Origin of the sequence: Labilibaculum euxinicum, assembly GCF_009795715.1 — a bacterium.
Taxonomy (GTDB): Bacteria; Bacteroidota; Bacteroidia; order Bacteroidales; family Marinifilaceae; genus Labilibaculum; species Labilibaculum euxinus.
In genome coordinates this window covers 335989-357262 of the sequence record NZ_WTCR01000003.1, presented here as the reverse complement: position 1 = coordinate 357262, position 21274 = coordinate 335989, and the positions used below count along the sequence as shown (strand labels likewise).

At 35.4% G+C, this 21274-nt stretch carries 19 protein-coding genes; 10 read left to right on the top strand and 9 right to left on the bottom strand.

The window, feature by feature from the left end:
• Nucleotides 1-79 precede the first annotated feature (79 nt).
• Complete coding sequence (locus GQR60_RS05330; protein WP_124991929.1) at nucleotides 80-1243, bottom strand: THUMP domain-containing class I SAM-dependent RNA methyltransferase; 1164 nt, start codon at nucleotides 1241-1243, stop codon at nucleotides 80-82.
• A gap of 197 nt (nucleotides 1244-1440) precedes the next feature.
• On the bottom strand, nucleotides 1441-3054 hold the full coding sequence (locus GQR60_RS05325; protein WP_101311462.1) for a S41 family peptidase: 1614 nt from the start codon (nucleotides 3052-3054) through the stop codon (nucleotides 1441-1443).
• Nucleotides 3055-3160: 106 nt separating this feature from the next.
• Between GQR60_RS05325 and GQR60_RS05320 the strand changes: the two genes are divergently transcribed.
• Nucleotides 3161-3895: an Hpt domain-containing protein gene (locus GQR60_RS05320; RefSeq protein WP_124991928.1), complete on the top strand. Its 735-nt coding sequence runs from the start codon at nucleotides 3161-3163 to the stop codon at nucleotides 3893-3895.
• 83 nt (nucleotides 3896-3978) lie between these two features.
• Here the strand turns inward: GQR60_RS05320 and guaA are convergent, their stop codons facing one another.
• From guaA to rpsA, 6 genes are all read right to left on the bottom strand, one after another.
• Nucleotides 3979-5511 carry a glutamine-hydrolyzing GMP synthase gene (gene guaA / locus GQR60_RS05315; RefSeq protein WP_124991927.1) on the bottom strand — a complete coding sequence of 511 codons (1533 nt, stop codon included), beginning with the start codon at nucleotides 5509-5511 and terminating at the stop codon, nucleotides 3979-3981.
• A 120-nt stretch (nucleotides 5512-5631) separates the two neighbouring features.
• Nucleotides 5632-5892, bottom strand: coding sequence for a SemiSWEET transporter (locus tag GQR60_RS05310; RefSeq protein WP_124991926.1), 261 nt, complete (start codon nucleotides 5890-5892; stop codon nucleotides 5632-5634).
• Nucleotides 5893-5944: 52 nt separating this feature from the next.
• A complete protein-coding gene (locus GQR60_RS05305; protein WP_225441347.1) occupies nucleotides 5945-7192 on the bottom strand; it encodes a C1 family peptidase in 1248 nt (415 codons plus the stop codon).
• Between the two features lie 62 nt (nucleotides 7193-7254).
• Nucleotides 7255-8184 (bottom strand): ribonuclease Z, encoded by a 930-nt coding sequence (locus GQR60_RS05300; RefSeq protein WP_124991925.1) that lies wholly within the window; start codon nucleotides 8182-8184, stop codon nucleotides 7255-7257.
• Nucleotides 8185-8187: 3 nt separating this feature from the next.
• Entirely contained in the window at nucleotides 8188-8547 is a 360-nt protein-coding gene (locus GQR60_RS05295) for an STAS domain-containing protein (protein ID WP_101311468.1), read from the bottom strand.
• Between the two features lie 17 nt (nucleotides 8548-8564).
• Nucleotides 8565-10370 carry a 30S ribosomal protein S1 gene (gene rpsA, locus GQR60_RS05290; RefSeq protein ID WP_124991924.1) on the bottom strand — a complete coding sequence of 602 codons (1806 nt, stop codon included), beginning with the start codon at nucleotides 10368-10370 and terminating at the stop codon, nucleotides 8565-8567.
• A 280-nt stretch (nucleotides 10371-10650) separates the two neighbouring features.
• Here rpsA and GQR60_RS05285 point away from each other — a divergent pair, with 280 nt between their 5' ends.
• The 8 genes from GQR60_RS05285 to GQR60_RS05250 all read left to right on the top strand — a co-directional run bounded on the left by GQR60_RS05285 (nucleotide 10651) and on the right by GQR60_RS05250 (nucleotide 19115).
• Nucleotides 10651-11229, top strand: a complete 579-nt coding sequence (locus tag GQR60_RS05285; protein ID WP_124991923.1) for a PhnA domain-containing protein — start codon at nucleotides 10651-10653, stop codon at nucleotides 11227-11229.
• Nucleotides 11230-11434: 205 nt separating this feature from the next.
• Complete coding sequence (locus GQR60_RS05280) at nucleotides 11435-12775, top strand: UDP-glucose dehydrogenase family protein (protein WP_124991922.1); 1341 nt, start codon at nucleotides 11435-11437, stop codon at nucleotides 12773-12775.
• 25 nt (nucleotides 12776-12800) lie between these two features.
• Complete coding sequence (locus GQR60_RS05275) at nucleotides 12801-13754, top strand: UDP-glucuronic acid decarboxylase family protein (protein WP_124991921.1); 954 nt, start codon at nucleotides 12801-12803, stop codon at nucleotides 13752-13754.
• Entirely contained in the window at nucleotides 13755-14642 is an 888-nt protein-coding gene (rfbA, locus tag GQR60_RS05270; RefSeq protein WP_124991920.1) for a glucose-1-phosphate thymidylyltransferase RfbA, read from the top strand.
• Nucleotides 14614-15204 (top strand): dTDP-4-dehydrorhamnose 3,5-epimerase, encoded by a 591-nt coding sequence (gene rfbC, locus GQR60_RS05265; protein WP_225441346.1) that lies wholly within the window; start codon nucleotides 14614-14616, stop codon nucleotides 15202-15204. The genes rfbA and rfbC overlap by 29 nt, the downstream gene beginning before the upstream one ends.
• A gap of 2 nt (nucleotides 15205-15206) precedes the next feature.
• Complete coding sequence (rfbD, locus tag GQR60_RS05260; RefSeq protein WP_124991919.1) at nucleotides 15207-16079, top strand: dTDP-4-dehydrorhamnose reductase; 873 nt, start codon at nucleotides 15207-15209, stop codon at nucleotides 16077-16079.
• A 25-nt stretch (nucleotides 16080-16104) separates the two neighbouring features.
• Nucleotides 16105-17850, top strand: coding sequence for a phospho-sugar mutase (locus GQR60_RS05255; protein ID WP_124991918.1), 1746 nt, complete (start codon nucleotides 16105-16107; stop codon nucleotides 17848-17850).
• Between the two features lie 44 nt (nucleotides 17851-17894).
• Nucleotides 17895-19115, top strand: a complete 1221-nt coding sequence (locus GQR60_RS05250) for a response regulator (RefSeq protein ID WP_124991917.1) — start codon at nucleotides 17895-17897, stop codon at nucleotides 19113-19115.
• Here the strand turns inward: GQR60_RS05250 and GQR60_RS05245 are convergent.
• Complete coding sequence (locus GQR60_RS05245) at nucleotides 19112-20545, bottom strand: ATP-dependent DNA helicase (protein WP_124991916.1); 1434 nt, start codon at nucleotides 20543-20545, stop codon at nucleotides 19112-19114. The two genes, GQR60_RS05250 and GQR60_RS05245, sit on opposite strands and share 4 nt — an antisense overlap.
• Nucleotides 20546-20632: 87 nt before the next feature.
• Between GQR60_RS05245 and GQR60_RS05240 the strand changes: the two genes are divergently transcribed.
• Entirely contained in the window at nucleotides 20633-21274 is a 642-nt protein-coding gene (locus tag GQR60_RS05240; RefSeq protein WP_124991915.1) for a hypothetical protein, read from the top strand.

Below are 21274 nucleotides of genomic sequence, written 5' to 3'. Positions count from 1 at the left end.
TAATATAATTATTGTTACTCGCTGGACAAATATAATAAAATATCGTTGAGCTGATGAGATATGGAATCAATTTTCCTAATTACTCCTTTTTATATCTTTCGTTCTTTTTTCCGTCGAACATTGAATATTTTTGAAATTTACATTCCAATGGGCCATTGAACAGCGTTATTTTTCGGGAAGGACGCAATCCAATGCTATGGAAGCACTCTTCAGAGTAACTCAATATCCATGCATCATATCCAGCAAAATTGTGCTTTAAACGTTCTCCAATCATAGAATACAATCCTTCCAAATCCTTAATTTTCAGTCTCTCACCATAAGGTGGATTTGTAATCATCAAACCTTTCTCTATAGGTGGAACAAATTGCTGGAATGGAGTAATTTTCAAATCAATTTTTCTTCGCAAGCCTGCATTTCTAATGTTTGCTTCGGCAATCTCCACTGCTTTATCAGAAATGTCTGAACCTATTATTTTTCCTTCGAACTCTACTTCAGTTTCTTCGTTATAGATATCTTCCCACATATCTTCGTCATATTCTTTCCATTTTTGAAAAGCAAATTCTTTACGATACAATCCAGGAGGAATATTGTATGCAATAAGAGCGGCTTCGATTAAAAGGGTACCCGAACCACACATAGGGTCAATAAAATTCATTTTTTTATCCCAATCAGATAACAAGATCATACCTGCAGCCATAACTTCATTAAGAGGAGCAGCTGTTTCTGCAACGCGATACCCTCTTTTGTGTAATGATTCTCCAGAGCTATCAAGAGAAACAGTACAGGTATTTTTATCGATATGAATATTAATTCTTAGGGTTGGATTAACCACCCGAACATTTGGACGATCTCCAATCTTGTTGAAGAATTGGTCAACAATAGCATCTTTTACACGATAGGTTACAAACTTAGAGTGTTTGAAATCTTCTGAACTTACAGTACTGTCAATCGCAATTGTTTCACGATGTGTGATGTACTCGCTCCAGTCTATCTCCTGAATCCCTTTGTATAACTCATCTGTGTCCTTGGCATTAAATTTATGGATTGGTTTAAGAACTCGGGTTGCAGTTCTCAAATGAAGATTTGCTTTATAAATTAAGCTTTTATCTCCAACAAAGCTCACAGCTCGCTTTAAGATTCTAATCTCTTCTGCTCCTAATTGCTCCAACTCATGAAACAATACTTCCTCTAACCCTTGAAAGGTTTTTGCAATTAATCTGAATTTACCCGAGTCTGTTTTCAAAACTATCTTTTTTTAATGTCTCTTAATTATTTCAAATAACGGTTACAAGAAAAACAATTCCTTATTCATTTCAAAAACCAAAGCTTTCGATCCGCATTTCGGCTACAAAATTAATCTTTAGCTCTTAAAAACATAGGTTTTCGAGAAGATATTAATAAAAAAAGCCGAAAGTTAAACTTTCGGCTTAGTATCATTACTTATTCATTCGCTAATTCTTTCTGATAAATCTTAGGATTACTTAAAACCTCAACCGCTTTTAATATAAAATCATTCTTCTTATTTACGACCTTATAATACTCAGAACTCTCCCATAAATCCCTAGCCAAAAGTGCTTTTACATGAAGCTTCAAATCATCAACAACAGCAAGATAATCTTCTTCATTTTTCTCTATCCCCTCTTTTTCTCCCATAGAAACGATCTCTTGAAGCATCTCTTCACTGACTTCAAAGTTTTTATCAAAATCTTCAAAGTTTGCATATTTATTTCTCAACTTCTTCAAATTCCGATCCATATAATTCACAACAAAAGGATAAACTACATTTTTCCGAACCAATAAATTGAAATATTTAAAATTAGCCGTTGTATCAATAGGTATAAAAATGTCAGGCATAATACCTCCTCCTCCATAAACAATTCTCTTTTTCACTAATGTATTATACTTTAACGAATCAGGAAAGTGTATGCTATCTGCACTTATCATTTCGCCTGATTTATATCTGTTCAATATATCCAGATGATAATCCTCTAAACCTTTTTCATACGACTTTTGAATACATCTTCCTGTCGGAGTATAATAATGAGCTGTGGTAAGACGAATCATAGATCCATCAGACAATGGAAACTGACGTTGTACCAAACCTTTTCCAAAAGATCTGCGTCCAAGAATTAAGCCTCTGTCCCAATCCTGAATTGCCCCTGCTACAATCTCCGATGCAGATGCAGATCCTTCATCAAGAAGCACAACAACTTTCCCATTTTTAAAAATACCTTTGGCAGTAGATATATTTTCCCTTCTTGGATTTGTTAAACCCTGAGTATAAACAATTAATTGCTCAGCTTCGAATAATTGATCAACAATTTCAATTGCAGCCTGCATATAACCGCCGCCATTACCTCTTAGATCGAGAATCATATCCTGCATATTTTCAGCCTTCAATTTAATTAAAGCTTCCAGGAATTCTTCCGAAGTTGTTGCTGCAAATCGATTAAGTTTGACGTAACCAATCTGATTATTAATCATGTAAGCCGCATCCAAACTATGGATAGGAATATTATCTCTTGTTATTACAAAATCGATCAATTCTTTTTCGCGTTTTCTCTTTACTACAAGACTAACAATTGTTCCTTTATCACCCCGCAGGCTTTTACGAACATCATTATTTTTTAACCCAACAGCGGCAACATTTTCGTTATCAATTTTCAATATTCGATCGCCGGCACGTAAACCAACCTTTTCTGACGGTCCACCAGGAATGGTTGCTACAACCATTAATGTATCTCTCAAAATATTAAATTGGATGCCAATTCCACTAAAACTTCCCTGCAACGGTTCATTCATTTCCTGAATCTCATCTTTGCTTATATAAACCGAATGTGGATCTAATTCGGACAACACTTTAACAATTGCATCCTCTGTTAATCGATCAAGGCTAACTGTATCAACATAGAATGCATCGATTAATGCCAATAAATTTTGATATTTTATCGCTTGATTCTTTACTGATTGAGCCTTAAGTCCACCGACATACATAAACAGGCCGACTAAACAGATAGAAACCACGTTCCTCAAAAATAATTTCTTACTACTCATATAAATTATGCTTTTTAATAAATTTTGCGCAAATTGATTTTAAATTTCAAAAAGTCACCGAAAGATACAATTTTTATAAGAAATACAGGTATTGTAAAATACAAATATGAAACATAAACCGAACATACTTTTAATTGGTTTTCATAATTCACTGAACATTGATTCAATGACTCAAATAGCTTTTAAAAATTGTAACACAGGACAGGAAGCAATTGAATTACTCATCGATGAAAATTTTGATTTAATTATCTCAAAATATCAGTTAGATGACCAAAATGCTATTGAATTAAATCAGTCTGTTAAATCTGTAAAAAACTACTGCGCAAATACTATTCCAAAAAACAATAAGCTTCTTATTATTACCACTAATCCTGAAGAAGAGCAACTTTGCAAAGACAACAAAATACTTTTCTTTCCAGAAAAACTGAATTTAAAATCGCTGATACTAAAACTTATAGATCTACCAAGAGAAATAAAAAGAGGTGATCAAAAAGTCGCTATTATTAATTTCAAAGATCTTTTTAAACGGGTTGACAACAATCGTGAATTTATACAAACAGTGATCGAAAAGTTTTTTGAAATTTGGAAATCCCGAATTGATGACATCCAAACTCCTTTAAATAACGGGGAATTTAAACTTGCAAAGGATGCAGCTCATAAACTAAAAGGAGTATTGGCAAACTTCTCTATGGAAGCAGCAAGAACTACTATTATCGAATTGGAAAAACATATTTTAGATAACGATCAGGAATTATCAATTCAAAAATTAAATCAATTAATTGCTGATATTGAGAATACCCACAAATTTTATCTTGACAACCAAGATCAATTCAAATCCTAACATTTCAATCAAAATAAAACGCAATACCTTCAATCGAAGATATTGCGTTGCAATATATATATTTTAGCCTTTACTGTAAAGTATTATTCCCACTCGATAGTTGCCGGTGGTTTTGAGCTTATGTCATAAACAACTCTGTTGACACCTTTCACTCCATTAATAATCTTGTTCGAAATTTTTGCAAGAAATTCATAAGGCAAATGCGACCAATCTGCTGTCATTCCATCTGTAGACCCAACAGCCCTTAAAGCAACAACACTTTCATAAGTTCTCTCATCACCCATAACACCAACCGACTGAACCGGCAACAACATCACTCCTGCCTGCCAAACTTCATCGTACAATCCATCTTCTATCAATCCTGAGATAAAGATGTGATCAACCTCCTGAAGAATACGAACTTTTTCAGCAGTAATATCACCTAAAATACGAATTCCTAAACCAGGCCCTGGGAATGGATGACGACTAATGAATTTATCTTCCAGTCCCATACTTCTTCCTACTCTTCGAACTTCATCTTTAAAAAGTAACTTCAAAGGTTCTACCACCTTCAATTTCATAAAATCAGGTAATCCACCAACATTATGGTGAGACTTTATCGTTTGAGAAGGACCTCCTGTTACAGATATTGATTCGATAACATCAGGATAAATAGTACCTTGACCTAACCATTTTGCATTTTCAATTTTATGAGATTCTTCGTCGAAAACCTCAATAAATCCATTACCAATTATCTTTCGTTTTGTTTCAGGATCGGAAACTCCAGCCAAAGCAGAAATAAATTTCTCCTTTGCATCAACACCAACCACATTCAATCCTAGGGTTTCATATTTTTTTAATACATCTGAGAATTCGTTCTTACGCAACAAACCATTATCAACAAAAATACAGTAAAGATTTTTACCAATTGCTTTGTGCAACAACATTGCCGCTACAGTTGAATCAACACCTCCTGACAAAGCTAAAATAACACTTTCGTCTCCAAGCTTCTCTTTTAATTCAGCAACTGTAGTTTCTACAAATGCATCTGGTGTCCAATTTTGGTGGCAACCACAAATATCTACGATAAAATTCTTCAACAGAATACTTCCTTCTGTTGTGTGATACACTTCAGGATGGAACTGAATTCCAAAGCTTGTCTCACCTTCAATCACAAACGCGGCATTCTCTACATCCGAAGTACTTGCAATTACTTTAAAATTTGAAGGCATTTTCTCAATGGTATCACCATGCGACATCCACACTTGTGAATTCAAGCTAATGCCTTTCAATAATTCGTTGCTGTTATCTACAGAAGTTAGATTGGCACGACCATATTCACGTTTATTAGAAGCCATAACTTCTCCGCCAAAACAATGAGCCAAATGCTGTGCACCATAACAAACTCCCAGAAGTGGAAGTTTACCTTTTATTTCTAATAAATTTGGAATCGGAGCCTTTTCGTCACGAACAGAAAACGGACTTCCGGAAAGAATAACTCCTTTAATCGATTCGTCGATAACGGGAGGATTATTAAAGGGATGAATTTCACAATAAACGTTTAATTCACGAACTCGTCTGGCAATCAACTGTGTATATTGTGAGCCAAAATCTAAAATCAGAATTTTTTCCTGCATAAAATCTATAAATTGAGGGGGTTGTTCAGTAATCCTATTTGGCGTACAAAGATATACAAATTTTGTTCTCGTAAACTACATTATTTGAATACACGAATCAAAAAACACCTGATTGCAAATCTATTTGTACTTTATCTTCAACACTAAAATTATTAAGGTCAAACCAAGAGTAATAACATTTGCAATTATAACCGGCCAGGCATCTATCAACACCCCATAAATCAACCACATAAGTATTCCGATATTAAACATGGAATACATTGCCAAAGACAAATCTTTCGTGTGCTTCGTTTTAATCACACGTAATGCCTGAGGGATAAATGAAACGGTAGTACAGAAAGCTGCAGCAAAACCTAAAATCGATACAAAGGTAGTTTCCATTAATTATTTCAGTTAAACCAAAACCCCTAAGAAAATCTTAGGGGTTTGTAAATTACTTAAATTTTTTCAGAAGGTCTTTCACTGCATCTTTATGAACTGTAAATCCCATCATTTTAAGTTTCACGTAATCTTCATGGAAGAAATAATATCCAAATTCAGCTGAATTTTCATCAATGTTTCTTGAACCCGAACTTGAATCTTTAATCAAATACCAGTCTTTACCATCCTTATCAACATAGTAACCCACCAAATGCATTCCATGATCATCAGTCGTAGAACCATTCGAAAAACGTAACTGACGCGCATCATCATTAATGTACTCCGAAGGAATATCAAATGTTGGAACCATAGCACAATTCGTTGTTCTTAAGAAGCCGGCCTCAGAAACATCTCCACCAATACTCATTGTGTAACCACTACGAACAGCTTTCTTCACAGCAGTCATATAATCATCTAAAGGAACATTGTAATACTCTTTAGAATGCCACCAATTGTCAGGCACTTTGTATTCAACCTGTTCCCAATATGGTTCTTGTTTGTACGAAAGAATTTCCACATAATCATCCATATTTAATTTCAGATAATCAGCAAGATAAGTTTGTGGCGTATACTCCTTTCCTTCAACTGTAAATTTTGAAGGAGGTGTGCCTAAATAATGATTCATGATCGATTTGACCGTTGAAAGAGCTTCCTCCTCATTCCATGCATTACTTTGCTTTAATCCATTCAGAAAATCCATCATTTCCTTATACATCTTCGCATGAGTATGGAATTTACGACCATTCAACAATCCCGTAAACTCACTCTCAGGGCATGCTCCGTACTCTTTCCAAATTCGAGCAACTGAATTACCTTCAGCACCTTCTTCGAAATGAGAATTCCCTCTTTCCTGAATAAAACGACGAGCTTTTTCAACGTACTCCCAATACACTGTATACAGCTCAGAAATTTTCACCTCTTTTTTGTGTAAACGATACACTTCCGATTCATAAAATGAAGTGGTAGAAAAACACCAGCATGTTCCGGTATTTCCCTGCGAAAGTGTTGGTTGTGCCCATTCCGTATTGTTCTTATACAATGATACTTTATTGGGCAATTCATAAGAGCTTTGATCCATAAAGAATTTTTTGTCAATATCTTTACTTTCCAATTGCTCATCTACATTACGAATGTCCTTCAGAATCGAATTTTGATAATAGCCAGGCTTGTATTCCTGAAATTTCGATTTATCTTGCTTTTGCTGTCCCATTGCTGATGAGCAAAAGGCAAAAGCCAAGCCAATAAATAGTAATCGCTTCATTTGTGTGTCTATTTTAAATTTTATGAACTGCTAAAGTAAAAAAAAACTTGATTGTAAGATGATTAATCCCTATCAAGTTCCACAAAAAACTTTTTTCCATCTTCGGCCAGTGCTGAATTTGGGAAAATATCTTTTGCCTCTTTTAGATGTTCTTTTAAATCCTCGAAACGAGCAGAAAAATGACCAATTAGTAATTTTTTCACATTAGCTTCTACTGCGATTTTCGCTGCTTGTTCTGTGGTTGAATGGTAGGTTTTTTTTGCCCGCTTTTCTTCTGCCTTTAAAAATGTTGCTTCATGATACAATAAATCGACACCTTCAATTATTGGTGCAATTTTTGGCAAATACGCCGTATCTGTACAAAAAGCATAACTTCTTACTTTTGGCGGATCGTTTGTTAACTTTTTATTCGGAACCACCTCTCCATCTTCACGAATAAAATCTTCGCCTTGCTTAATAGCATGCCTGTTTTTAATAGGAATATTGTAAAAAGTCAGCATATCCGATTTTAAAGTCCGAAGTCTTTCCTTTTCTTTAAACAGAAATCCAGCACAAGGCATTGCACCGTGTTTTAACGGAAATGACTGTACAATTACAGAATCATCCTCAAATAAGGTTTGAATTTCGGTTCCAAAAATGGTATGATAAAAAATCTGATAATCAAGTTTCGTCTCCAACAGTTCCAATTGAAACTGAATGAATCTTTCCAATTTACTATGACCGTAAATATGAAGATCCGATTTTCGTCCCTGAAGCGAAAAAGTAGACAGCAAACCAATCAATCCAAAGATATGATCGCCATGCATGTGCGAAATTAGAATATGGTGGATTCGGCTCATAGGAACTCTGAACCGCTTCATTTGAATTTGTGTTCCCTCTCCGCAGTCTATTAAAAAAAACCGCTCAAGTACATTGAGTACTTGAGCGGTTGGGAATCTTTTGGTAGTTGGTAAAGCAGAGTTACTGCCTAAGATTGTTACTTCAAATTTCACTAACTATTTGTTTAATTCAATTTGACCTTTCATCGTTGAAACAGCATCATCCATATTATAAGAAATATTTAGAACCGAATCCAACTGAGAAATTGAAACTAATCGTTCAACAGCAGGCTGCAAGCCATGAAGCACAAATGTTCCATTAGCATTTTTACACAACCTATTGGCTACAAGTATTGCACTAAGACCAGACGAATCACAATATGTACAAGGAGTTAAATCCAAAAGGATACTTTTCTCACCATTTCCGGAAATTAAAACCAATTCTGATTTTAAAGCAGGAGCAATGTGGGTATCCAACTTGTCTTTCAATACCTGTACAAGGGTATAACCATCTTTCTTGTCAATCTTGAAATCCATAATTACTTAATTTTCAATTATTTCTCGCCAACTTCATCGCTTTCCATTTGCGATTTTAAAGCAGCTAGTTCTGATATATCACCTAAGGTAGTCTTTTCTAGTGAATCTTTCACTTTTTTAACTCCTTTTTTAGCGATTTTTGCTACTTCTTTTTTCTTCGCAGTCTCGTCAGCTTTCTTCTCATCTTCGAAAGTTCTTGAGTGAGAAAGAATGATTCTTTTCGCTGCTTTTGAAAATTCAATAACTTTGAAAGCTAATTTTTCTTCAACTTTAGCTTGAGAGCCATCTTCTTTCACAAGGTGACGTGGAGTTGCAAATCCTTCTACTCCGTAAGGAAGAGCAATTACAGCACCTTTTTCGAAAATATCAACGATAGTTCCTTCGTGAACTGAGTCAGTTGTAAAGATTGTTTCGAATACATCCCATGGATTTTCTTCCAATTGTTTGTGTCCTAAACTTAATCTTCTGTTATCCTTATCTATTTCAAGAACAACAACTTCAATTTCAGCACCGATAGTAGTAAATTCAGCCGGATGCTTCACTTTCTTAGTCCAGGAAAGATCTGAAATATGAATTAATCCATCAACACCTTCTTCGATTTCAACAAATACACCAAAATTAGTGAAGTTGCGAACTTTAGCAGTGTGCTTAGAGTTAATAGCATATTTAGCCTCAATTCCTTCCCAAGGATCTTGTTTCAATTGCTTGATACCAAGAGACATTTTTCTCTCGTCGCGATCCAATGTTAAGATCTGAGCTTCTACCTCGTCTCCAACTTTCATGAAATCCTGAGCAGATCTCAAATGCTGTGACCAAGACATCTCTGATACGTGAATTAATCCTTCAACACCTGTAGCAATCTCAACAAATGCACCATAATCAGCCATAACAACAACTTTTCCTTTCAAGTTATCGCCAACTTTCATTTCTGCATCAAGAGCATCCCATGGATGAGGAGTTAATTGTTTTAGACCAAGAGCAATACGTTTTTTATCATCATCAAAATCAAGGATAACAACGTTCAATTTCTGATCTAATTCAACAATCTCGCTTGGGTGAGTTACTCTACCCCATGAAAGATCAGTAATATGGATCAAACCATCTACTCCACCTAAGTCAATAAACACACCGTAAGAAGTGATGTTTTTAACAGTTCCTTCAAGAACCTGACCTTTTTCAAGCTTAGCAATAATTTCTTTCTTCTGTTGTTCCAATTCAGCTTCGATAAGAGCTTTGTGAGATACAACAACATTTTTGAATTCGTGGTTGATTTTCACAACTTTGAATTCCATAGTTTTTCCAACGAATACATCGTAGTCGCGGATAGGCTTAACATCAATTTGAGATCCTGGCAAGAAAGCCTCGATTCCAAATACATCAACGATCATACCACCTTTAGTACGGCATTTGATGTAACCTTTAATAATTTCGTCTTTTTCAAGAGCAGCGTTAACACGATCCCATGAACGTAATGCACGAGCTTTTTTGTGTGAAAGAACTAACTGTCCTTTTTTGTCTTCTTGATTTTCAACATAAACTTCAACTGTATCACCAATTGCTAATTCAGTATTATATCTGAATTCGTTTAAGCTGACAATACCGTCGGATTTGTAACCAATATTGATTACAACTTCTCTTTTGTTCATTGAAATAACTGTACCATCAATTACTTCTTTTTCAGAAATTGTAGATAAAGTTTTATCATACATTTCTTCTAAATCTTTTCTGTTTCCACCAGCGAATCCTTCATCACTTGTGAACGCATCCCAATCAAATTCTGCATCTGGAGCAGAATTGTCTACTTTTTTGTTTTCTTCAATCATTTGTTTAATTACTTTTCACTAATAAATTAGACATTATATATAAAATTCGGTGCAAAAGTATACATTTATTCTCAGTAATAGTATAAGTTACAGCTATTTTTTCAGGAAATCCATTAAAATAATCACGATTATTAAGCTCTTTAACCACAATTAACCAAAAACTATTTCGGCACACTATTTATATTTTAAATAAACTCGTTTAACTTTGTGCTCTGGTAAATCGAACTGGTCAATCTAAGAAAAAAACTTATTTGACAGACACAAATTAAACAATAAGAAAATGAATATTGAAAAAGAATTACATAGCAGAAGCGGTTCCCTTTGTGAATTGTGTGGTGCAAAAGAAGATTTAAAAGCATACGAAGTATCTCCAACAAATGGAACTGCTGATAAAAACATATTGGTTTGTGCCACCTGCCATTCTCAAATTGAAAACCCGGAACAAGCAGATGTCAACCATTGGCGTTGTTTAAACGACAGCATGTGGAGCACAGTTCCTGCTGTTCAGGTAATGGCTTGGCGCATGCTAAACCGATTGCGCTCAGAAGGATGGCCACAAGATTTACTGGATATGCTTTATCTGGACGAAGAAACTTTAGAATGGGCCAAAGCAACCGGCGAAGGCGATAACGACGAAGATGCAGTAAAACATATCGATAGTAACGGAGCTCAACTACAAACCGGTGATACAGTTACACTAATCAAGGATTTAAATGTAAAAGGTGGTGGTTTTACAGCCAAACGTGGAACTGCTGTTCGTAACATTTCTCTGGTAGCAGATAATGCAGAACATATTGAAGGCCGTGTAGAAGGACAGCAGATTGTGATCTTAACTAAATACGTGAAAAAATCGAACTAGATCAGCATTAATAAGTTGAATATATACTAACGTAGGGATGCTGTTAATTTGGCATCCCTACTCTTTTTCACAACAATTCTTTTTAGTGATGTTAGATGCCCCAATGCACTAAAATCAGCCGTCAAAATCATTTTATTAGTGAATTAATTTCGCTTTATTTACATCATAATTTACACCATCCTAATAAAACTCTAAAACGAACGAAATGAACATTACTATTGTTGGTACCGGTTATGTAGGTTTAGTTTCCGGAACTTGCTTTGCAGAAACGGGAATTACTGTTACATGCGTTGATGTAGATCAGACTAAAATAGACAATTTAAATAAAGGTATTATTCCAATTTACGAGCCTGGCTTAGAGCCGATGGTAAAACGTAATATGGAAAAAGGCCGATTGTTTTTTTCAAATAGTTTAAAAGATAGTATTTCTGATGCTGATGCAGTTTTTATTGCTGTTGGCACGCCTCCAGACGAAGATGGAAGTGCAGATCTTCAATACGTAATTGGTGTAGCAAGAGAAATTGGACAATACATTGATCACTACCTTGTAGTTGTTACTAAAAGTACCGTACCAATTGGAACTGCTGAAAAAGTTAAAGCCGCCCTTAAAAATGAGCTGACAAGCCGAAATGTTGATATTCAATTTGACGTTGCTTCGAACCCGGAATTTTTAAAAGAAGGAGCTGCAATTAACGATTTTCTAAAACCGGACAGAGTGGTAATTGGAACTGAATCGGAAAGAGCTCAGGCAGTAATGACCAAACTCTACAAGCCATTTCTAATGAATAATCATCCGGTAATTTTTATGGATATTCCCTCGGCAGAAATGACAAAATATGCTGCAAACTCGATGTTGGCAACAAAAATCTCTTTCATGAATGACATTGCCAATCTTTGCGAGATTGTAGGAGCTGATGTAAATAACGTTCGCCGTGGTATTGGATCAGATAGCCGTATTGGAAATAAATTTATCTATCCAGGCACAGGATATGGCGGATCCTGTTTTCCAAAAGACGTTCAGGCTCTCATTAAAACAGCGGAACAAAAGGGACATCCTCTTGAAATTTTAAAATCTGTTGAATTGGTAAACAACCGCCAGAAAAGCGTGCTGTACAAAAAAATGATGGCGCATTTTGATGGAGATTTAAAAGGCAAAAAAATTGCTCTTTGGGGTTTATCATTCAAACCAAACACTGATGATATGAGAGAAGCTCCATCATTGGTTATTATCAACAAACTTTTAAGTGAAGGAGCAGAAGTAATTGCTTATGATCCTGTTGCTGCAAAAGAATGCCATCGGAAAATTGGCGACACAATCAGCTATGCTAAAGACCAATACGAAGCCCTAATTGATGCCGATGCGTTACTAGTTGTAACCGAATGGTCTGAATTTAGGGTGCCAAACTTTAAAGTGATGGAGAAATTGATGAAAGAAAAATTAATTTTCGACGGAAGAAACATATACGATCTTGATGAAATGAAAGACCTAAACTACACCTACTACTCTATTGGAAGAGAGGCTATTACAAAGGCATCAATTGTGTAAACAAATCAGATCAAGGATTTAAACTATGAAGAGAATTTTAATTACCGGAGGTGCTGGATTTATTGGCTCACATCTTTGTGAGAGATTATTAAAAGAAGGCAATGATGTCATCTGTTTAGACAATTATTTTACAGGCTCAAAAAGGAATATTGCCCATTTAATGGATAACCCATATTTTGAGCTTGTTCGTCACGACATTACTGAACCGTACTATGCCGAAGTCGATCAAATTTATAATTTAGCATGTCCTGCATCACCCGTCCACTACCAATACAATCCAATCAAAACGACCAAAACTTCGGTAATGGGCTCAATAAACCTGCTTGGTTTAGCCAAAAGAATAAATGCCCGAATTCTTCAGGCTTCAACAAGTGAAGTGTATGGCGATCCGGAAATACACCCACAAACAGAAGACTACTGGGGAAATGTGAATCCAATTGGTATTCGTTCTTGTTACGATGAAGGAAAACGTTGTGCCGAAACTTTATTTATGGATTATCATATCCAAAATAATGTTGCCATAAAAATCGTCCGTATATTTAACACATACGGCCCTAATATGCACCCAAATGATGGCCGTGTAATATCAAATTTTATTGTCCAGGCACTAAAAGGTGAAGACATTACTCTTTTTGGCGATGGTCTTCAAACAAGAAGTTTTCAGTATGTTGACGATTTATTGGAAGGAATGATTCGTATGATGAATTCAAGACCGGAATTTATTGGGCCGGTTAACATTGGCAACCCTAATGAATTTACAATTTTAGAATTGGCTCAAAAAGTAATTGAGCTAACCAACTCGAGTTCTAAAATCATTCATTTGCCTTTACCTAAAGACGATCCAACACAAAGACAACCAAACATTAGCCTTGCTAAAAAAGAATTAAACAATTGGGAACCAAAAATCCAATTAAATGAAGGTTTACTTCGAACTATTTCGTATTTTGATAACTTATTATCAATCAAACCTACACGCTAAATGAAAGGAATTATACTGGCCGGAGGTTCGGGCACAAGGCTTTATCCGATTACAAAAAGCATTTCGAAACAAATCATTCCGGTTTACGACAAACCAATGATATACTACCCTCTTTCCGTTTTGATGCTTGCAGGAATAAAGGAAATTCTAATTATTTCTACCCCAAAAGATTTACCTCTGTACAAAGATCTTTTTGGAAATGGCAACCAATTCGGCCTAGATCTTTCGTATGCAGAACAACCATCTCCAGAAGGATTAGCTCAAGCATTTATTATTGGTGAAGAGTTTATCGGAAACAGTCCTGTCTGTATGATTTTAGGCGACAATCTGTATTACGGATATGAGTTTGGCAAACAACTTACCGCTTCGGCGAAATTAACCGAAGGAGCACTGGTTTTTGGATACCATGTTAAAGATCCGGAAAGATATGGTGTTGCAGATTTTGATGAGAATGGCAAAGTGAAAAGTCTGGAAGAAAAACCTAAACATCCTAAATCCAACTATGCAGTAACCGGCTTGTATTTTTACGACAATACTGTGGTTGAAAAGGCCAAGTCTTTAAAACCATCAAAACGGGGAGAACTCGAAATAACAGATCTAAACCTCATCTATTTAAAAGAAAACAATCTTAAGCTTCAGGTTTTGGGGCGTGGAATTGCCTGGCTGGATACAGGAACGCATGACAGCATGCTTCAGGCATCTAATTACATTGCAACAATAGAGCAACGACAAGGATTAAAAGTTGCCTGTTTGGAAGAGATTGCTTACCGAAGCGGATTCATAAACAAAGAACAACTAATTGAATTGGCTCAACCATTACTCAAAAATCAATACGGAGAATATTTGATGATGGTAGCCAATGAAAACATTAATAAGCAGTGCAGCTAACATGGAAATTATCAAAACCAAAATTCCCGATTTATTAATAATCAAACCAAAAGTTTTTGAAGACGAACGAGGATATTTTTTCGAAAGCTACAACGAAAAGATTTTCCGGGAAAAAGGTCTTGACTTGTCATTTGTTCAAAATAATGAATCAAAATCCGGACATGGAGTAATAAGAGGGCTTCATTATCAGTTGGCTCCCTATTCTCAAACAAAATTGGTGCGCGTAATAGAAGGTAAAGTGTTTGATGTTGCTGTTGATTTAAGAAAAGATTCTCCAACTTTCGGGCAATGGAGTGGCATTGAATTGTCTGCGGATAATAAAATTCAATTTTTAATTCCGAAGGGATTTGCACACGGATTTTCTGTCTTAAGCGAATCTGCGACCTTCATTTACAAATGCGATAATTTTTATAATCCTGAAGCAGAAAGAGGAATTAACTTCAACGATCCATTCTTAAATATAAATTGGAGAATAGAGCCGGGCAAAGCTATCATATCCCCAAAGGATAAAGTATATCCAAATTTCAAAGAAGCTGAAAAGAATTTTAAATACAGCAAATGAGTATGACAAAAATCCTAATTACAGGCTCTAAAGGGCAGTTGGGTACTGAGATAAAAGAGTTATCGGCAAAGTTTAGCAATCTTCAGTTTTTCTTTACGGATATTGAAGAATTGGACATTAGCTCTTTGGATGCAATAAGCAATTACCTCAAGGACAAACAAATCTCCTACATTGTTAATTGCGCCGCTTATACTAACGTTGATCAGGCAGAAGAAAATGAGGATGCTGCCAGATTGATAAATGCTGACGCTGTAAAAAACCTGGCTACAGCAGCTTCTCAGAATAACATCACTTTAATTCACATTTCTACAGACTATGTGTTTTCCGGTGATAATTCGACACCTTACACAGAAGATCAGAAGGCTAAACCAATGGGCGTTTACGGCAGAACAAAATTTGAGGGAGAAGAAAATGTTCGAAGCACTTGCAAAAAACACATCATTATACGCACTTCGTGGCTATACTCCCCTTTCGGTAAGAATTTTCTAAAAACCATGCTTCGTCTGGGGAAAGAAAAAGATTCATTAGGTGTTGTAAGCGATCAAATAGGAACACCAACCTATGCACATGATTTAGCCTCTGCAATTATCCGAATCATTGAGAGTATTGATAAAAATAGTAAATTTAATGATTTTGGAACCTACCATTACTCCAATGAAGGCGTTTGCAGCTGGTACGATTTTGCCACAGAAATACAAAACACGTCAAAAAATAAATGTAAAATTAACAGCATTGAAAGCATGGATTTTCAATGCCTTGCAAAAAGGCCGCACTACAGCGTTTTGAATAAATCGAAAATTAAACATATTTTTACGATAGAAATACCACACTGGAGAAGCAGAATTGAACATTGTATTAAAAGAATTACGGAATAGTTAACCAAAAGAAATAGTGTCAAAGATGAACAAAACTGAGATTTTTGAAATAGTAAATGAAAAAGCCAAAATCTGGCTTGAGGGGAACTACGATCAGGAAACTAAGGAGGCTGTAAAATCATTATTAGAGAAAGAAGATAAAACTGATTTAATAGATTCTTTTTATAAAGATCTTGAATTTGGAACCGGAGGACTACGAGGCAAAATGGGTCCGGGAACAAATAGAATGAATATTTATACTGTTGGAGCCGCCACCCAAGGATTGGCAAACTATATCAACAAAGTATTTGCCGGACAAGATAATCTTTCTGTTTGTATTGGATATGATTGTCGTAACAACAGCAAATTATACTCTGATACTGTTGCTAATATTTTCTCTGCAAACGGCATTAAAGCATATATTTTTGAAGATTTAAGACCAACACCTGAAATGTCTTTTGCAATTCGTCAATTGGGCTGTCAATCGGGTGTGATTATAACCGCCTCACACAATCCTAAAGAATATAATGGATACAAAGCATATTGGGAAGACGGTTCTCAGTTGGTTGTTCCTCACGATAAAAATGTAATTGCTGAGGTTAAGGCCATAAAACTTGAAGAAATCAAATTCGAAGGTAATCCTGCTTTAATAGAAGTGCTTGGAGAAGATATGGACAAGCTTTATCTGGATACAGTTAAAACATTAAGCCTTTCACCGGAAGCGATTAAAAATCAAAAAGATTTAAAAATTGTTTTTACTCCTTTGCATGGAACAACAGTAAAACTAGTTCCTGCTTCATTAAAAAATTACGGTTTCGAGAATGTCATTCATATTCCGGAACAAGATGTAGTGGATGGCAACTTCCCTACAGTTTGGTCAGCCAACCCTGAAGAACCGGAAGCTCTTAAAATGGCTGTTGATAAAGCCAAAGAAGTTAATGCTGATTTGGTGATGGCTTGTGACCCGGATGGTGACCGTTTGGGTATTGCAGCAACTAATGATAAAGGTGAGTGGGAAATCGTAAATGGAAATCAGACTGCTCTTATTTTTAATTACTACTTAATTAGAAGAAGAAAAGAACTTGGACTGTTAACTGGTAACGATTATGTAGTAAAAACTATTGTTACAACAGAACTATTCAAGGATGTAGCCGAGCAAAATGGAGTACAATGTTTTGACGCTTACACAGGATTTAAGTGGATTGCTGACGTAATCAGAAAAAATCCTGATAAAAACTACATTGGTGGCGGTGAAGAATCGTTTGGTTACATGCCAGGTGATTTCACCCGTGATAAAGATGCAGTATCTTCCTGCAGTATTATGGCTGAAATTGCTGCATGGGCTAAAGAGCAAGGCAAAAACGTATTCGATATTCTTAAAGATATCTATGTAGAATATGGTTACTCGAAAGAAAAAATGATTTACATCGTTCGAGAAGGACTGGAAGGAGCACAGGAAATTGAAAAATTAATGTACAACTACCGCTACAATCGTCCTAAAAAAATTAACGGATCAACCTTGATTTTGGTTAAAGATTATTCAACAAGAATAGCCACAAATCCGGTAACGGGAGAAGAAACTGCTTTAGATTTTGAAACAACAGCAGATGTTCTTCAATTTTATTTGGAAGACGGAACAAAGATTTCTGTTCGTCCGTCGGGGACCGAACCTAAAATTAAATATTATTTCGAAGTCCGTGAAAACCTTGCTTCAATTGAAGATTTTTACGCTACTGAAGATAAAGCCAATAAAAAAATTCAAGGAATTATTAGCTCTTTAGAATTAAACTGATATTTTTAGGGTAGCTTTATGCTACCCTACACTTTTTACTCATTATGGATAACAAAAGAACCATTCTATCTGTTGACGATTCTCCAATTAACAATAAATTAATTGAAGCATACTTCAGACGAGATTATACTGTCATTTCAAAAGAAGGAGGTCAACAAGCTCTTGATTGGCTAAACGATAACATTCCTGATGTTATTCTTCTTGACATTATGATGCCTGTAATGGATGGAATCGAAGTTCTTGAAAAAATCCAATTGAATGAAAGGCTGAAAGAAATTCCTGTTATTATGGTTTCGGCCAAAACAGAAATGGAATCCATTAAAGCAACCTTAAGCTTAGGTGCTCAGGACTACGTTAAAAAGCCAATTGATTTTACAGAACTGCAAACCAAAGTATTAATTGCATTTCAAATCAATGAACAAAAACAAGAAATTTCCAAATACAAGTCTTACTACGATATTCATCAAGGTATGATTCATGCAGGTAGAATTCAAAGATCGATTCTTCCTGATGCGGAAAATTTCAGAAGATTATTCTCTAAATCTTTCATCATTAATCTGCCTAAACATGTTGTAAGCGGAGATTTTTATTGGATTCAGCAGAATTTCCATAAGAAGAACATTGGTTTATTTGATTGTACCGGTCACGGAGTTCCTGCAGCCATGTTAACTGTTATGGGGCAAATGGAGTTACATACTCTTTCTCAAAATGGAAACGAGATTAGTGCAGAACATGTTTTTCCACTTCTCAGTCAAAAATTTAGCCGGATTCTGAATACATCCAGTGATACCTACACGCAATACGACGGAATGGATGGATTATTTTGCTCCATTTACCCGCAAGAACATATATTGGAATTTGTAGGAGCAAAAAGATCACTTGTTTTAATCAGAAAGACTTCAGCCCCCTTAAAATGCAATAACGAAACTATTGAGGCTAAAGACAGTAGTGGTGAATATTCTTTATTCGAAATTCAAGGTGACCGCAATTCTATAGGTAAAGAATCAGAGTTTGCCGAATTCACAATTAAAAAAGTAGAAACACAGGTCGGTGACCGGATTTTCCTGTACACAGATGGTATAACTGACCAACTTGGAGGGCAACAGCTTAAAACGCTTAAAAAGAAGCAGTTTTACGACAAATTACTGACAGTTCAATCAAAATCCATTAATCTTCAAAAATCGGATATTTTTAATTGGTTTGAAAGTTGGAAAGAAAACAATGAACAAACCGATGATATTCTAATTATTGGTATTGAGCTTTAATTCTCGTTCTCGTTAGGAAAGAATTCTTTTTTAAAATTAACCAGAAATAATTTTTCAGTAGCACGTGTTACCGCTGTATAAAGCCAACGGTAATATTCTGCTGTTAATAACTCATCGGTTAGGTAACCTTGATCTACAAATACTGTTTTCCATTGTCCGCCTTGAGCTTTGTGGCAGGTTACAGCATATGAAAATTTCACTTGTAAGGCATTAAAGAATTTATTATCACGAACTTTTTCATATCGCTTTTTCTTGGAACGAATATCAGCATAATCTTCGGCAATGGTAAAAAACAGCTTTTTATTTTCCTCATAACCAAGTGATGCTGTTTCGATATCCAAAGTATCCAGCATGATCATGGTATCCAATTCCACATCTTTGTAATCAGGAAATCGAATGGTAACTTCAGCATAACGAAATCCATACATTTCCAGATGCTTGTGTATCCTAACAATTTCAACAATATCGCCATTGGCAATAAAATCCATTTCTTTAATGTCCTGAGCCCAGAAATAATTATTTTTCACAACCATTAAATAGTCACCGCTTGAAATTTCTTCCTCACGGTACAGAACTGTATTTCGAATTCCCTGATTAAATTTATTCGCCCTTTTATTGGAGCGACTGATTACAATTGTTTCCTCCAAGCCATATCTATAATGAGCATTGGAAATTTCTTCTATCAGTTCGGCTCCGCCAATTCGTTTTATATCCAGATAATTTTCTGTTGTTAAAACAGGATAACCACTTTTTTCATCGGCCAGCATGCCCCTTAAATTGGTAGCATTCATTAAAATGCCTGATTCCTGATTTTGACGAACCACCTGAGTTAAAATCATCTCTGCTACAGGCAAATTGTAACACGACTCCAACTCATGAACATCAAGAGCCGGACTTATATCCAATCCAATTGGAGGCAACTGTGCAGTATCGCCTATTAGAATCAAACGGCAATTTTTTCCTGAAAAAACATATTGCATTAAATCATCCAATAATCTGCCGGAACCAAAAACCGATGCCTCTGCAGAATAATTGGAAATCATGGAAGCCTCATCCACTAAAAAAACAGTGTTACTATTCAAATTTCGGTCCAAAGCAAATATCCCGAGATCATCAGTTAATGACTTCTGCCGATAAATCTTTTTATGGATTGTAAAGGCTGATTTTTTTGAATAATGAGACAGAACCTTTGCCGCCCTGCCAGTTGGTGCCAGAAGAACTGAATTAATTTTCATTTTATCCAAAACCGATACCAAAGCACTCACCAAAGTCGTTTTTCCGGTACCGGCATAACCTTTTAACAGAAAAATTCCACCTTCATCATTCTTCGTTACATAATCTGCTAAACAGTCAATTGCCCTTTGCTGATCATCGGTTGGTTCGAAGTTCAAACTTTCACTAATTAGTAAGGCAACATGATTTTTTAACATTTCTGATAATTTTAATGGCTAGAAAAATAACCAAATAGATTTTTTTTTTAAATTTGCAGACAAACTTACAAACTAATAAGAATAAAAATGAAAAAAGTCTTTCAAATCTTACTTGCCATAGCTATTGTTGTTCTTGCTTTTTTAAGCTACCAAAGCATTATGAAACCGATTAAATTTGGTAAAATCAAAGATCAAAGATACGCTAGAATTATTGAACAGTTGAAAGATATCCGTAAAGCAGAAGGTGCTTACAAAGATGTTAATGGTAAATATACCGGAAGTTTTGACACTTTAATTAATTTTATCAAAACTGACTCTATGCCTTTGATTAAAGCTATAGGTTCTCTTACTGATGAGCAAGTTGAAGCTGGTATGACTGAAAAGGAAGCTGTTAAGAAAGGATTCATCACTCGTGATACAATAATGATTTCGGCTCTTGATACTGTTTTTGGAAAAGAATATGCAATCGAGAATTTACGTTTTGTTCCATTTACAAAAGGACAAAAACAATTTAAATTAGGTGCAACAGTATTTGTAACCGGATCGAATGTAAAAGTTCAGGTTTTTGAAGCAAAAGTTTCCAACATGGATATTTTTGATGATCTTATGGATGAATATCGCGAAGAAGTTCTTGAAGAAAATGGAAACCGTATTCGTTTAAATAAATATCCTGGTTTAATGGTTGGTTCTCTTGAAGAAGCAAACAACAACGCAGGTAACTGGGAATAA

Coding starts and splice junctions, on each gene's coding strand:
- GQR60_RS05325 (WP_101311462.1), bottom strand. CDS start 3,054: ATGAGTAGTAAGAAATTATTTTTGAGGAACGTGGTTTCTATCTGTTTA.
- GQR60_RS05320 (WP_124991928.1), top strand. CDS start 3,161: ATGAAACATAAACCGAACATACTTTTAATTGGTTTTCATAATTCACTG.
- guaA (WP_124991927.1), bottom strand. CDS start 5,511: ATGCAGGAAAAAATTCTGATTTTAGATTTTGGCTCACAATATACACAG.
- GQR60_RS05310 (WP_124991926.1), bottom strand. CDS start 5,892: ATGGAAACTACCTTTGTATCGATTTTAGGTTTTGCTGCAGCTTTCTGT.
- GQR60_RS05305 (WP_225441347.1), bottom strand. CDS start 7,192: ATGAAGCGATTACTATTTATTGGCTTGGCTTTTGCCTTTTGCTCATCA.
- GQR60_RS05295 (WP_101311468.1), bottom strand. CDS start 8,547: ATGGATTTCAAGATTGACAAGAAAGATGGTTATACCCTTGTACAGGTA.
- rpsA (WP_124991924.1), bottom strand. CDS start 10,370: ATGATTGAAGAAAACAAAAAAGTAGACAATTCTGCTCCAGATGCAGAA.
- GQR60_RS05285 (WP_124991923.1), top strand. CDS start 10,651: ATGAATATTGAAAAAGAATTACATAGCAGAAGCGGTTCCCTTTGTGAA.
- GQR60_RS05280 (WP_124991922.1), top strand. CDS start 11,435: ATGAACATTACTATTGTTGGTACCGGTTATGTAGGTTTAGTTTCCGGA.
- GQR60_RS05275 (WP_124991921.1), top strand. CDS start 12,801: ATGAAGAGAATTTTAATTACCGGAGGTGCTGGATTTATTGGCTCACAT.
- rfbA (WP_124991920.1), top strand. CDS start 13,755: ATGAAAGGAATTATACTGGCCGGAGGTTCGGGCACAAGGCTTTATCCG.
- rfbC (WP_225441346.1), top strand. CDS start 14,614: ATGAAAACATTAATAAGCAGTGCAGCTAACATGGAAATTATCAAAACC.
- rfbD (WP_124991919.1), top strand. CDS start 15,207: ATGACAAAAATCCTAATTACAGGCTCTAAAGGGCAGTTGGGTACTGAG.
- GQR60_RS05255 (WP_124991918.1), top strand. CDS start 16,105: ATGAACAAAACTGAGATTTTTGAAATAGTAAATGAAAAAGCCAAAATC.
- GQR60_RS05250 (WP_124991917.1), top strand. CDS start 17,895: ATGGATAACAAAAGAACCATTCTATCTGTTGACGATTCTCCAATTAAC.
- GQR60_RS05245 (WP_124991916.1), bottom strand. CDS start 20,545: ATGTTAAAAAATCATGTTGCCTTACTAATTAGTGAAAGTTTGAACTTC.
- GQR60_RS05240 (WP_124991915.1), top strand. CDS start 20,633: ATGAAAAAAGTCTTTCAAATCTTACTTGCCATAGCTATTGTTGTTCTT.